Genomic DNA, 14,655 nt, shown 5'->3' on the forward strand with positions numbered 1-14,655 from the left:
GCAGTTTTGTCGATCAAAATCTTTGTCAAAAAAATTCCTTAACTTTGAGTAATAGATTCAAACTTTTAAATAACAATCTGGAAATGCTGAGTAATATTCGTCATAAAATGGAAAGAGAATGGTTTGGTGTACTGACCAGAATGGGAGCCAAGCTGGGAATTCCTGTTTCTAAATTGAGAGTTTTCTTCATCTATTCTACTTTCGCTACAGCTGGATTTTTCTTTCTGATCTATCTGGGACTGGCATTCACCCTTTGGATTAAAGATATTTTCATCACCAGAAGACCAAGTGTCTTTGATTTATAAATTATGGAATTTTTACCGATTACTTCCGCAGAAGATCCTAGAGTTCAGGAAATCTATACTTCTTATACTACCACTTTTCCTGTAGATGAACAAAGAGATAAAGATCAGTTTGAAAGTTTATTTTCAAATCCTTATGTGGAATTCATGTCTGTTATCCACGAATCGGAAGCTATTGGCTACCTCATCCTGTGGAAGTTGAGTTCTTTTGTTTTTGTAGAGCATTTTGAAGTGTTTGAAGCATTCAGAAGTAAAAAACTGGGATCTCATATAATGAATCATTTATCAGAAAATTATCCAAGTATTGTTCTGGAAATTGAACCTGCAGAATTGAGCGAAGATGCTTCAAGACGGTATTCTTTTTATCAGAGAAATAATTTCAGTCTGATTGACACTACTCATGTTCAGCCGAGCTATGGCGAAGGAAAAAAATCTTTAAACTTATGGCTGCTTGCCAATTATACTCCCGAAAATGTAGAGGAAGCCAAAAAAGAAATTCATAACATTATTTATGCTTAAAATATAAAACGCCGGAATAGTCTTCCGGCGTTTTTCTATATTAATTTACTTCGTATTCGAGCTTGATGGTAATACTGGCTTCTTTTTCTTTGGATGAAGTATTGAAAGTTCCGCCATAAGAATAATCTTCATTGGAGTTGGGTGCCGTAATCTGAATCACTCCCATTGTTGCTTTCTTCAGATTTCCAAGACTGCTTCCAGAATTTTCTGCAATTTTTTCAGCACGTTCTTTAGCATCTTTTGTAGCACTGGCAATCATTTCCTGTTTTACTGTAGCCAGCTTGGTGTAGAAATACGCTGGTGAAGAAGAAGTGAATTCAATGCCACGGTTGATAATTTCGGTAATATTTCTGGAGAGGTTTTCTATTTTTCCCACTTCTTTACTTTCAATAGAAACTTTTTGGGTGAGATTATAACCGGAGAATTCCCCTTGTACATAGTTTCCGTTTGAATCATTATAGCTTCTGAACTGTTTCTGAATATCTACGGAAGAAAATACGATCTCTTTCTGTTGTATCCCTTTTGAAAGCAAATAGTCATTAATTACTTTTCTGTCTGTTGCCAGTTCATCGTAGGCAGATTTGAGATCCACATTATTTTTGGAAAAGCTTCCGGACCAGGTGATCAGATCTGATGTAAACTGTTTGGTTCCTAATCCTGTCACGGAAATGGTATTTTCAGATTTATTCCTGTTTTTAATAGCATTTCCCAAAAAACTGAGACCCACTACAAAACCTAATGCTGCAATAGCTACTGCAAAAATGTTTTTATTCATAAAATGTGTGAATTTGTGTTACCAAAATGGTATCAATTTCTATTCCAATATTTTAAGAATTTATTAACATTTAAATTACTTTTGATCCTGATTTACTCTCTCCAGAAAAAGAGGAACTGTCTCTTCCAGTCTCAGCATAACCCCCGAAAGATTTCTTGCTTTTACATAGGTTCGTACCTGAGGTTTTGCTAAAAATGAAAATTGAATAAATTCTGAAATTCTGTCACCAGGAATTCCGGCTTTGATAAAATATTCATCCTCTATTCTATCCCGAACCCAGACGATATGTTCCTGAAGATCGTCATATCTGTATTGTCTTTTCTGTCTTCTGGCTTTCCCGCTTATCAGATCATATACGCCCTGAACATTCAGGTTTCCCAAAAGTATAGGTAAAAGTACACTTTTTACTTCTGCCGGTTTTTCTCTCATTTTTCCGACCGGCTGCGGAAGACCGACGGCATCTCTCACCTGCTCTCCTTTATCTACTTTAGCAACAATCCGGGAATCTGTTTCCAGATCTCCGGTGAGTTTTTTCACAATTTTGACCTCTCCTACATCCTTCGGAATCTGATAAAGAGTAATAAAGAGTGGCAAATTGATATCATTGGTAAGAACTTTTCTGGAAACTCTTCTGAAATCTTCTTTTACAAATCTTAATTCATCATTAGGATTGGCATCAATAGAAAATATACCTTCAGAATCAGAATATACTTTTTTATCAGTAGACATATTGATAACAATTACTTTACTTAAATTCTCTCCATTGTCATCTACGATTCGCCCTGTCACTTTCTGCTGAGAAAAAATAAAAGTACTGCACAGAAGCATCAGGAAAAGAAAAAACTTTCTCTGTCCGGATGTTTCAATATTTTCAGTAAAATAACCCAACTTCTGATTTTTATATATTATTCTTTAACTCCTTCTAATTTGTTTGTCTTACTGTATTCCCCGAAAGCAATTTTAAGTTCATATTCAATGACAGTGATACTAAAATCTTTACGGTATCTTTTCGCCAATGAACGGGTTTTATCGGCATACAGAAGAAATGCATCAATCTGTTCTTCATCCATTCCGTACTTTTTAAGGAACCTCAGATTTACTTCATTCTTAACCCTCCTGAGGAAATCCTGAGTTTCATTGTAATTGGCTTTGGTAACCTTAGGCTGTGCCAGTTTCTTTACAGCATTAAATACGCCAAACAGATTGACCTGCCCTGCATTGAAATCATGACCGGTAAAAGTTTTTGATGTGGCATTATCAGGTAAAGGCTCATTCAGCGGACTTCTCATATAATCATCCATATCTGATTTTAAGGCCTGAAGCTTTCTGGATTCATTATAATGCTGATTATCTTTTGCCAGATTTCCGGTAGGCCGGTACTTAATCCTGACCTCAGGAATCTGAATTTCCATCTTCTTCAGAATAATATTGAAAGGAGTATTGATCTCTTCTTTGGTCAATTTTTTATCAACACGGTAATATCCTTCTTTTACAAATCTGATCTCATCATTTTCTTTAGCTTCGATTTCAAATTTTCCGGACATATCACTCAATACGCTTCTGTTCCCTGAAATATTAACAACGAGTACAGGAGCTAAATCAAGGTCATCGCCTGTTATTACCTTTCCTGATATTTTTTGCTGTCCCCACAATCCTGAAGCGGTACAAAAAAGCACTAATAATAAAACTCTTCTGATATATTTTATTTCCATATTATCTTTGAGTTTGCGGAGCACGATAAGATGAAATTCTTGTCAGGACAAAACGCTGAAACCTGTTCAGGTCTGCATCACTGCAGAATCCGTATTTCAGGATTTTTTTCCTTTCAAAACCGCCTGCAAAAACATAATAAATAAAATGTTCTATCAGAGGTTTCTCAATTTTAAGATTGGTAAAATAATCGTCACCAAGGCTTGCTCTGATGTATTTCATTAAATCTACATCATCCCATTTGTCCTTCACTTTCCCAATAGAAAACCCTTGCCCTTTCGGCTGTACAAATTCCCCGGGTTTTGCAGCCAGTATTCTGGGATCTGATTTCTGAGCCATATACCGATCCATATCTTTGAGCAGTTTTTCAACCTTTTGAGGTTTATTATAAAGTTTTGAATCAATTTTAAGGTTTCCGGTTAGCCCCTGTTTCACTTCCACTTCAGGAATCTGAATAGTCTGGCGAACCATACTTATATTCATCGGAGATTGTGTGTTTTCCTGGGAAACTATTTTGGTGATACGTTCATAACCAGCCTTTATAAAACGAAGCTCATCTCCCTGCCTCCCCGAAATCATAAAATGACCATCCCTGTTGGAAACTACAATCTCATCAGTTCTGATATTGACAACATTCACATCCTGCATTTCAGTACCGTTTTCGGAAATAATTTTACCAAATATATAACTTTGGGCATGGGTATGGATAAAAAAAATAAAGGATAAGAAAAAGAATAGTTTAAGTTTCACGGGCTATTTTTTATAAAGCAAAGCTAAAATTATTTTTAATGTATCCCATAAGTTTAACCACAGTTAACGCGTTTTAATATTTCTTTTTGATTTTTGCCTTGTAAACTGTTAAATAGCGTAATTAAATTGTTAAAGTTTCTTTTAAATTTTAGCTAACTTGCAGTCTCAATTCTCTTTTAACAATGCAAAATTCTTACACAGTCATCAATGCTTCTGCCGGATCCGGGAAAACCTATGCCCTGGTACAAAGGCTTCTGATGATCTGTCTCCGTTATCCTAATCAACAGCAGTCGATCAGGAATATTCTCGCGCTTACTTTCACCAATAAAGCAGCGAATGAGATGAAGGAAAGAATTTTATCGTGGCTGGGAAATTTTTCAGCTAAAGATTATGCAGAGAATACGGATCTGAAAAACATCCAGAAAGCATTTGAAGAACAGGGTCTGCAAATTACCATTGATGACCTTCATCAGCGTTCAAAAAAAATGCTGGACTATGTTCTCCACAATTATTCCACACTGAATATCGGAACGATTGACCGTTTTAACTCAAGGCTGGTAAGAAGTTTTTCCTATGAATTGGGACTGGCTAAAAATTTTAACCTTGAAATTGAAGCTGAACCGTTTCTGATAGAAGCCGTTGATAAGATGCTGGATCAGATTGGTGAGAATGAGACTATTTCCAATTCTTTCATGGATTATGTAGACTACAGCCTTGAAAACAATGAAAGGATCAATCTTAATAAAAATCTTTATGATTCGGCTAAGGAATTTGTAAAGGATATTCACTACGAGCATCTGAAAAGCAATAAAAGCTTTGACGATGCCAGTTATGAGAATATCAAGAATACGCTTCGTAAAGAGATTGTTCTCAATAAAAAACAGTCCGCAGCGCTGGCTGCGAGCTCTATTGAATTATTCAGATCAAGAAATATTGATATTGAAGATTTTGCTCAGGGTAAAAATGGAATCGGAGGATTCTTTACAAAGGTTATTGATTTTTATCAACAGAAAAGAACTGGTTTTCCTTTCCCTACTACGCAGGAAGAATCTGTTATCAATAATTATAGAAAGGGAGCGTCTTCAAAATCGAAACATAAAGAATCTGAAATTTTCGAAATCCTGGATCAGCTTCTCGACAACCGAATGAAACTTATCATTCTGTATATTGAAACTCAAAAGAAAGAGAAAGTTTTGTCTGCTCTTCTTCCTTTAAAGGTAAACAAAGATATTCAGGATGAGCTTCAGAAAATTGAAGAAGAAAATGATCTTGTTCTTCTTTCTAAATTTAATATTCTGATCAATGAAAATCTTAGAAATGAACCTTCTGCTTTTATTTATGAAAAAGTAGGTTCACAGTTTCAGCATTATTTCTTTGATGAGTTTCAGGATACGTCAGAACTACAGTGGCAGAATTTTGTTCCGCTGAGAGATCACAGTGTTTCTACAGAATACACGTCATTTACATTGGTGGGCGATCCCAAGCAAAGTATTTACAGGTTTCGTGGTGGGGAAAGCAAACTAATGCTGGATATCATCAACAAAAAAGAATTTTCACCTAAAGAAGCTGATCTTCTGGTATTAAAGGATAACTGGAGAAGTGCCAGAAACATTGTACAATTCAACAATGAACTGTACCGTTTTCATTCTGAAGGATTGCTGGAAGAACATCAGAATATTTTCGGGGCAGATGCTGAGCAAAATCCAAAATCCAAAATGGATGGGCGCGTAAAGGTAAATCTGATCGAAAATCTTACGAATGAAGAATTTTACAATGATACCTCAGAAAGGATGCGGAAAGATATCCAGGAGTGTCTGGATAATGGTTTCAAGTTTTCTGACATCACCATTCTTTGCCGTGGAAATTTTGATATTTTCAGTTATTCTCAGAAACTGGGAGCTTTAAAAGTTAGCTACAAAGGAGAAGAAACCAATATTAAAACAATTTCTGATAAAGGCCTTACATTGGAACTTTCCAATACGTTAAAGGCTGTTATTGAATTTCTTCGCTGGGAACTCAATCCTAAGAATAAACATTGTCTGATTATGATGATGTACCATCTGAATACACTCGGAAAAATTGATATGCCGGATTTCACTTTAGGAATGAAAGAAATTCTGGATATTGAAGGGCATGAAGAAATTCTGCAGTTTATCCAGCAAAAATATTCGCTGCAGCTTAAACAGGATAACTTTCCGAGATTCAATCTTTATAATTTTATCGAATATTATATCAACGAATTTTCTGTTGAAAATAAAGAAACAGACTTTTTACTGAACTTCCTGGAAATGCTTTTCAACTTTACGCAGAACGCAGGTGCCAGTACCAAAGAGTTTCTGAAATACTGGGATGAAGAAGCTTCTTCATACACTATTCAGGCTTCGGAAAATATCGACGCTGTCCAGATTATGACAATCCACAAGTCTAAAGGACTGGAGTTCCCGATTGTTTTTATCCCAATGATAAACAAAAACCGGGACAGTGAATTTACCAACTGGTTTGACACAAACGAGAATGAAGCTTTAAAATCGGTCAACATCAATCAGTTTAGTAAAAACCTGGAAGCTTATGATGATGAAATTCTGTTTTTCAACACAAAGAATTCTTATAAAAACCTGATCGACAGATTATGTCTGCAATACGTGGCTACCACCAGACCTGTTGAACAGCTGTTTTTCTATCTGCAAAAGGCAAATAAGACCTCTAATAATCTTGAGCTTCTGGAATTCCTTCAGACAAAAAATCCTGAACAGGCTGACGAGTTTGATGTTTACCCGGTGAATCCTGAAATGCTGAAGAAATATTCTAAAGATAAAAGCTCTTCTTTTAAAACCCAGAATATCCAGAACCTGAAGAATGTTAATGAAAAAAGTACATCCATCAAAATAGCTACGCCGTCTAAAAATTATCAGGTACGAAATGAAAAGGTAAGAATCGGGCTTTTTGTGCATGAACTTTTATCGAAGATCAATACGGAAAAGGATATAGCGAAGGTATTGGATGGTTATGCTTTGGAAGGACAGATTACACTGGAGGAAAAAAATGAAATTCAGATTACATTACAGGAAATTGTCAGAACGTATGCAGAATTTTTTGATGAAAAATGGGAAGTAATCAACGAAAAAGATATCATGATCTCTGAAAGAGGAGAAAGCCATATTTTCAGGCCAGACCGTATTTTAAAGGGTGAAGAAGGTTATATAATTGTAGATTTCAAAACCGGTGAACCCAAAGCGAAAGATGAAGCGCAGGTAGAAGGATATAAAAATATTCTTGAACGTCTGGGCAAAAAAGTACTCAAAATTCAGATCATTTATCTGTAATCTAAAGATTTACAAAACATTACTGTAACAATTTTTCACAAAAATTTTTCAAATATAAAAAGGTTTTAGTATTTTTATTCTAAGACGAGTACAATCATACAGTCTTTGATTATATTTTGTTTTACAACTAACCAACCATGAGAATATACTTGAACTCCTTTTTTATAAGCCTGATTATCATGTTATTTACGACAGTGGTCACTTACAATATCGTTGATTGCTTAGACCCGCCCGTTACCCCGGATGACCACCATTTTGGGCCCGCTGAAAATATTGCCAACTCTTTATTTCTAAGTTTTGTATTGGGAGCGGTGGTTTTTATTTCTGCTGTCAGAATTCAAAGGCGGCCGTATAGGAAATAATTCTTTTATCATAACAAAAAAACCGCTATTCTTAAGGATAACGGTTTTATATTTTGAAAAATTTTCAATCTTAAGCAGTTGTATCAGGAGTAAATACTCTCTGTGCCAATTCCTGATCAAAAAGGTATAATGCAGATGGATTATCGCATACCATTTTGATTTTTGTTACGTATTGAGAAGCACTCGCTTCTTCTTCTACCTGTTCGTTGATAAACCACTGCAGGAATGAAGTTGTTGCGAAATCTCCCTCGTCGTTTGCATTTTTTACAATATTGAAAATACTTTTAGTTACGACTTTCTCATGCGCTAATGCTTTCTCAAAAATATCCGTTGCGTTTTCGAACTCATGTGGAGGTTTTGGAATTTCTCCAATGATAATTTCTCCTCCTACATCATTCAGATAATCAAACATTTTATCTGCATGCATCAATTCTTCTTTGCTCTGTACTCTGAAATAGTTGGCAATTCCATCAAGATCTTTTCCTGAAAACCATGCAGACATTGAAAGATAATATTGAGCGGCGTATTGTTCGTGGGCAATTTGTTCGTTAATTAATTTTGCAATTTTTTCGCTAACCATACGTATTAAATTTATAGTCAAAAATAGGGAATAAAAGCCCGAAATCAAAAGTTTTAAAGAAAATTAATACAAAAAGGATGGAAAAACATCCACCCTTAAAACATTAAAAAACTAAAATTACAAACTGTTATTTTACTTCAGCAGTTCCTGTATTCATCGGCTTTTTCATCATTCTTCTTTCTTTCATAGCCATCTTCATTTTCTCTGCTTTAGCTTTTCTGTCAGCCTGCCATTTATCATATTGATCAGGAGTAAGGATTTTTTTCATATCAGCATCCATTTGTGCTCTTTTGGCGTGCATTTCCTGCATCTTAGCTTGTCTGTCTGCCTTATGTTTGTCAAACTCTGCCTTCATTTCCGCTTTTCTTTTATCCTGGAGTACCTTTATCTGAGCTACCTGAGAAGCATTAAGATTAAGGTCTTTTTGCATCTGGTCTAAATGTTCCTGTTGTTTTTGCTCCATTCTCTGCTTCATTTCAGCAGCTCTTGCCTGTTTGTCCTGAGGGGTTGTTTGTTGTGCCATTGCAAAACTTCCCATTCCGATAAATGCTATTGCTAAAACTAATTTTTTCATCTTTTTAAAATTTAATTAATTGTTATTTTGTTATTATATCTTTTTGATAATGAATTAAAACACAAGTTAAATTAACGAATTCATAAATAATGTTAAATTTTAACAAAAACAAATTAATAAAACAACAAAAAAAGGACAGATTATAAAAACCTGCCCTTCACACCACTTAAATATAATATATGAAAATTAATTCTTTACTAAACTGCCTCTAAAACCACCACCGTTATTACCACGGTTTTCTTGTCTAGGTGCAGAACTTTCAGATCTTTGTCTGAAGCCTCCTCCATTGTTTCCTCTGAATCCGCTATTGTTTTCTCTTTTAGGAGCTTCTCTTCTTACTTCACTATTCCCTCTAAATCCGCCACCATTATTACTTCTGAAGCCTCCGTTATCATTATTTCCTCTGTTTCCTCCATTATCAGAATTTCCCCGGAAGCCACCTCCGTTACTGTTTCTGAAACCACCGTTATTATCATTTCTGAAACCAGAATTATTGTTATTTCCGTTATTACCTCGGAAGCCTCCTGAATTTCCATTGTTTCCCGTGTTTCTGAAACCGTTATCCGGTCTGCTGCCTCTTCTGATAATATCAAAAGTAGGATTATCCATTCTACGGAATCTTGAGCGGTCTACCCTGTAAACGTTGATATTAATATTTCTATACCTAGGCATTACCGTATATCTCGGTACGTAATACGTTCTTCTGTAATTCTGGAAATATACGATTGGGCTGGAACCTCTGTAATAGTTATTCTGGAAAACCACAAATACTCTTGGTCCTAAAATTCTTTCCAATGCATAAAACCTGTCATAATACCATCTGTCCGGATTATATCTGTAGAAATTATTCCATGCTGTGAAGCTTGCAAACAGATTATTCAATCTCATAATCTGGTCTACCTGCCATCTGCTTAATCTGTTCTGTACGAAAAATCCGTTCCAGTCGATATTGATAATACTTCCTCTGTAGTCGTTATAATAGCTTTGGTAATAATTATTTGGATAATAATCCTGAGGATAATTGTAGTAATAATCGTCAGGAAAATAATTTCTGTCATCTTCATCACTGTAATATCCTCCCTCATTCTGATAATAACCGTCATCATCCCAACCATTATTCGGATATTGCTGAGCAGACGTCAAAACGCCCAACCCGAAAGCTAATCCCAAAAATATTTTTTTCATCTCTATAGTCGTTAATTGGTTAATATATAGCAGAATATCTTAATTCTATCTTTTTGATACAAATAAAAAAAAGAAGTTAAATCATAAGATTAAACTTCTTTTAAAATATTTTTAACCATCTGATAATCAGATGTAAAATTTACGCCCTTCCACTATCTTTTACCCAATGTGCAATTTTCTTGTTGAAAGAGGTTTTCTCTTTCAGATCTTCAAGTTTTATATGCATTCTGTAGCGCCAATAATGTGGAAAAACCGCCGGATTGTTGATTCTTTCGTTGTCCATTTTCTTATTGGTAAGCTCATCATCTGTTGCCAGAAACTCCTGCATCGGGAAAATAGCAAGCATAGCCTCATTATACAGATGCTGCTTCATAATGATTTCAGCCAGGTGAGGATTGAGATCTTCAGGTGCCTTTCCGTATTGTATCAGCTGTTGATTGTAATATTTCTGTGTCAATACAGGATCTTCTTTCCACCACTGTCTCAATGTTGAACTGTCATGGGAAGAAGCTGTCACTACATTCATATAGTTTGCATTCTTAGGATTATAGAACGGAATATTTTCAGAAGGCATTCTTTGTACTTTCAATGCTATGATGGCCAATTCGTCCATTACAACAGGTACACAGGCAGGAACCATTCCCAGGTCTTCACCGCAGATCAGCATTTTGGTAGCATTCAGGATAACAGGAAGTTTCTCCATGGCCTTTTCAAACCACAAGCGGTCCTGTCTTCTGAAGAAGTAGTCATGGTAAAGGTCATATATACTTTTCTGTTCCGATTCGGGAAGGTATTGATAAGACTCCGTATTGTAAACATTAAATCTGGGATGGTAAACCGTCTTCCCATTTCTTTCTTCCGGTAAAAACAAAACATTGGCACAAAGGGAAATCAATTTCTCTTCAATAGGTCCGTATGATTTTTTCTTAAAGAAGTCAACAAGTTTTCTCTGGGTATTAAATTCTTCTTTAAAAGCATAGGTACCATCTTCATTACGGTTCATCAACTCAAGAGCTTTTGCGCTTTCTTCTCCAAAATAATCCCATAAGATCTTATTGTTGATAAAAGGCTTACAATACCTGTCAAAATTAAACGGAATCTGCCAGGCCTTGAATTCATCCAAAACAATAGGAACAGCCGGGTAAAAGTATCCTAAAATTCCTTGTACAGCAGAAACCGGCATTCTCCATATTCTGAAGAATCCCAAAATATGATCGATTCTCATGGCATCAAAATACTGTTCCAGTGCTTTGAACCTGTTTTTCCACCATTTATAATCGTCTGCTTTCATGGCTTCCCAATTATAAGTCGGGAACTCCCAGTTCTGTCCCAACTCAGTAAACTGATCAGGTGGTGCACCAGCCTGAAAATCCATTCCGAATAATTCCGGTTCTGTCCAGGCTTCTACAGAATATCTGTAAATACCAATGGGAAGATCTCCCTTCAACGAAACTCCCAGGTTATGGGTATAATCAACAGCATCTTTCAGCTGTATATGTAACTGATACTGTACCCAGGCATGAAGCATTGAAATATCATAGTCTTTATTCTTCGTTGTAAAAAACTGTGAAATCTTTCCTGCAATATATTTTTTGTGAGTTTTCCACTCGTTGAAATTAGGTGTTTTATATTTGTCTCTCAAAACACAGAATGCAGAATAAGGAACAAGCCAGTATTCATTATCCTTGATGAATTTCTTGAAATTTCTGTCTTTGTAAATTTTGTCTTTTTCCTTGTTGAAAACAGCTGTAAGGTATTTCCATTTGCCTTCAATCATCTTTTCATAATCGATCAGATCCAAAGAGTTTAATTTCTCTTTTTCAGACAGATAGTCATCAACTAATTCTTTAGGTAAAGAATAATCAAGGTTTTCTAAAGAGATATACTGCGGATGCAGCGCATAAACAGATACTGCTGCATATGGATAAGAATCTGTCCATGAATAATTGGCTGTTGTATCATTGATCGGAAGAATCTGAATAATTCCAAGACCGGTTTCTTTTGTCCAATCTGCCAGTTTTTTAATGTCTGTAAATTCCCCTACTCCGAATCCCTCCTCACTTCTCAATGAGAATACAGGAATTGCGACACCGGCATCATGATACATCTGATATCCCTTAAACCTAAAATAATGATTGGAAACTACCTGCAGCACATCACTCAGCGGATTGGCAACTGTAAATCTGTTTTCTCCTGTTTCTACATCTATAACCCTGTTTTCTTTCGTATCATAAATACAATATTTAAACTGGATAAATTCATTCTCCGGAATTTCAACAGAAGTTTCCCACATTCCAAAATCTGTCTGATTAAGATGAACAACTTTGTCATAGCTCCAGTTTCCCAGTGATGCTGTACTTCCGAAAAGAACAATCCTCCAATCCTTATTATAAATAGGGGCCTCTATCCTGAACAGATGGGTATGCTTTTTTAAAACCGTAACTTTTTCGGGAATAAAATCGTGCAGCTTATTGTAAAGGATTTTATTATTTAAATAATTCTCAGGAAAGTTTTTGTTATTCCATTCATCAAAAATGATAAACTCCTTATAATTATGTGGAAAACTCAAATGATGCCCCACAAATTCTTCTCTTAATACATTTCCTTTTTCATTCACCACCCGGTAATGATAAGAAATGAGTTTTGAAAAATAGTCTACTTCGCATTTCCATAAACCATTCTCCGCATAAAACATAGTATGGACATGTACGGTATTCTCGTCTTCACCAAATACCAGCTGCAAATTTTCTCCAGCATTTACAATATATCCTACATTAAAGTATAGTTTCATCTATATTTTTTTATAAAAGTACATTTTAATATCGAAAAATAAAACTTATTGGATATCAAATAATCATTAAAAAACCTTCTCAAAATAATTTGAAAAGGTCTTTATAGGCTAATTTATAGCACTCTATTATCTTGTAACTAAAATCTTTTTATTGAATATAACTTTTCCTGATTCATCAGCAATATTTACAATATACGCTCCGGTTACCAATCCTTTAAGGTATACTTTTTCGTCCATTGAGCCATTTTTCACCGATAAACTCTGAGTCATTACATTTTTACCTGCCATATCAAAAATGTTCAGTTTAACGGCACCTTTTAAATTATTATTAACATGAACGTTGATATAGTGTTCATCAACTCTTGTCGGATAAATATCAAGATTAGCAGCCAGAGTATTTACTGGTGAAGATTTATCATTAGCAAAATATTTACTTGCCAAATCGTAGATATGAAGTCCCTGTTCTCCCGGAAGCTGTTTAGCCTGCAAAGTTGTCAGATCTACCTCGTATAAAGCACCTCCCTTTGCACTTGCTATTACCACTTTCCCCTGAGCATTTACAGCAGAACCATTTACGGAATAATTATCAGGAATACCAGCAATTTTACCTATAAATTTCGCTTTTAAATCTTTTGTCAGAACTTTGAAAACATTTCCTGAAGCAGCAAAAACATAGAAGTTATTATCTGCATCAGCAATCATATCACCTCCAAAACCAGTCTCCATAGCCGTAAAAGAATCTCTTCCGTTAGAAGGGTCATCTTTAATAATTCCAAGATCAGTCACAGTGTATTCTCCTGCTTTTTTGTTGATTTCCAAAAACTGTGTCCCCGCATTATTGACAGCATAGATGTTACCGTTATATCCGGTTGCCATTCTGGTAATATGAGAATTAATATCACATGATGATACTCTTGCCACCTTATTTTCCACTAAAGTAATTTCCTTTGTCTTCGGATTCAAAACATAGATATTCGAAGAAAACATAGGCATGTATACCAGATTATTGTTCAAAGAATCATAGGCAAGAGCTGCTAATGTAACAGATTGGGAATGGTTGTAAGAATTCCTGTCCTCTGCTACAATGCCTTTTTTTGTTTGTGAAAACACCTTTGCTGAAGAATCAGTAGTGAAAAATTTCTCTCCTGAAGTTCCATTTGTTGCATCAATTGCCCGGAAATCATTGAAACTAATACTCTGGGTATCTTTTCCCGTAATCGCAAAGAAATCCTGCTGTGCTTGCGCATTTACACCTAACAACAGTAAAAATAGAGGGAATAAATGTTTTTTCATAGTATATATTTTTAGATTCGTAACTGTTTTTACCTTACTAAGTTACACAATTTTAAATTACAAAAACAAAAATCTCTGGTAATTGAATAAAGTTGGTCACAAGTTAAAAACGATCACTATACTAAAGACGTTTGGCTACTCATTTATTTCTGTTGACCAGCATATACAGATATCAATAATTTCAGGAGCTGTTTCCCGCTATCCATTCATACTCCTCGCGCCTGCGCTCCCGCCCTGAGCAAAGCCGCAGGGTCCCACGCTCCAACCCATTCACCCTCCAACCCAGCTGCGGGGTAACCATTCCTATCGGGGCTAGGATGGTGAATGAATCATCAATGATAAATTATAAAATGATGTAACGAAGTCCGGGATACCGATTCCGTGGTTATCTTTCAATGGAGTTATTGGTTGCAATGGCGTCTTTCTTTTTATTTGGCCTGCTTCTTTCCTACTGTGTCATTCCGCAGGAATCCAGCCTCCTTTATTAGAGT

The 14,655-nt window shown here is 35.5% G+C and carries 12 protein-coding genes; 3 read left to right on the plus strand and 9 right to left on the minus strand.

Features of this window, described 5'->3' with window-relative positions:
* The first annotated feature begins 83 nt into the window (after positions 1-83).
* A complete protein-coding gene (locus AC59HC_RS17520) occupies positions 84-305 on the plus strand; it encodes a PspC family transcriptional regulator (protein WP_002981826.1) in 222 nt (73 codons plus the stop codon).
* 3 nt (positions 306-308) lie between these two features.
* The gene (locus AC59HC_RS17525; RefSeq protein WP_496559062.1) at positions 309-821 is read left to right on the plus strand and encodes a GNAT family N-acetyltransferase; all 513 of its coding nucleotides are present in this window, start codon (positions 309-311) and stop codon (positions 819-821) included.
* A gap of 40 nt (positions 822-861) precedes the next feature.
* On the opposite strand, the gene AC59HC_RS17530 is transcribed toward AC59HC_RS17525, so the two are convergent.
* From AC59HC_RS17530 to AC59HC_RS17545, 4 genes are all read right to left on the minus strand, one after another.
* The gene (locus tag AC59HC_RS17530) at positions 862-1,596 is read right to left on the minus strand and encodes an SIMPL domain-containing protein (RefSeq protein ID WP_202840419.1); all 735 of its coding nucleotides are present in this window, start codon (positions 1,594-1,596) and stop codon (positions 862-864) included.
* A gap of 75 nt (positions 1,597-1,671) precedes the next feature.
* Positions 1,672-2,484, minus strand: a complete 813-nt coding sequence (locus AC59HC_RS17535; protein WP_228406530.1) for a carboxypeptidase-like regulatory domain-containing protein — start codon at positions 2,482-2,484, stop codon at positions 1,672-1,674.
* A gap of 17 nt (positions 2,485-2,501) precedes the next feature.
* Positions 2,502-3,308, minus strand: coding sequence for a hypothetical protein (locus AC59HC_RS17540; protein ID WP_496559063.1), 807 nt, complete (start codon positions 3,306-3,308; stop codon positions 2,502-2,504).
* A gap of 1 nt (position 3,309) precedes the next feature.
* Positions 3,310-4,056: a hypothetical protein gene (locus AC59HC_RS17545; protein ID WP_202840415.1), complete on the minus strand. Its 747-nt coding sequence runs from the start codon at positions 4,054-4,056 to the stop codon at positions 3,310-3,312.
* A 182-nt stretch (positions 4,057-4,238) separates the two neighbouring features.
* Between AC59HC_RS17545 and AC59HC_RS17550 the strand changes: the two genes are divergently transcribed.
* Positions 4,239-7,379 (plus strand): UvrD-helicase domain-containing protein, encoded by a 3,141-nt coding sequence (locus tag AC59HC_RS17550; RefSeq protein WP_496559064.1) that lies wholly within the window; start codon positions 4,239-4,241, stop codon positions 7,377-7,379.
* Positions 7,380-7,811: 432 nt separating this feature from the next.
* Here AC59HC_RS17550 and AC59HC_RS17555 read toward each other — a convergent pair whose 3' ends face one another.
* From AC59HC_RS17555 to AC59HC_RS17575, 5 genes are all read right to left on the minus strand, one after another.
* Positions 7,812-8,321 (minus strand): ferritin, encoded by a 510-nt coding sequence (locus AC59HC_RS17555; RefSeq protein WP_343643762.1) that lies wholly within the window; start codon positions 8,319-8,321, stop codon positions 7,812-7,814.
* Positions 8,322-8,448: 127 nt separating this feature from the next.
* Positions 8,449-8,895 (minus strand): DUF4890 domain-containing protein, encoded by a 447-nt coding sequence (locus AC59HC_RS17560; RefSeq protein ID WP_496559065.1) that lies wholly within the window; start codon positions 8,893-8,895, stop codon positions 8,449-8,451.
* Between the two features lie 186 nt (positions 8,896-9,081).
* Positions 9,082-10,080 (minus strand): hypothetical protein, encoded by a 999-nt coding sequence (locus AC59HC_RS17565; protein WP_343643761.1) that lies wholly within the window; start codon positions 10,078-10,080, stop codon positions 9,082-9,084.
* Positions 10,081-10,219: 139 nt separating this feature from the next.
* The gene (locus AC59HC_RS17570; RefSeq protein ID WP_496559066.1) at positions 10,220-12,871 is read right to left on the minus strand and encodes a 4-alpha-glucanotransferase; all 2,652 of its coding nucleotides are present in this window, start codon (positions 12,869-12,871) and stop codon (positions 10,220-10,222) included.
* 126 nt (positions 12,872-12,997) lie between these two features.
* Positions 12,998-14,164 (minus strand): T9SS type A sorting domain-containing protein, encoded by a 1,167-nt coding sequence (locus AC59HC_RS17575; protein WP_496559067.1) that lies wholly within the window; start codon positions 14,162-14,164, stop codon positions 12,998-13,000.
* Positions 14,165-14,655: the final 491 nt, after the last annotated feature.

The organism is Chryseobacterium sp. DZ-32, from assembly GCF_059587025.1.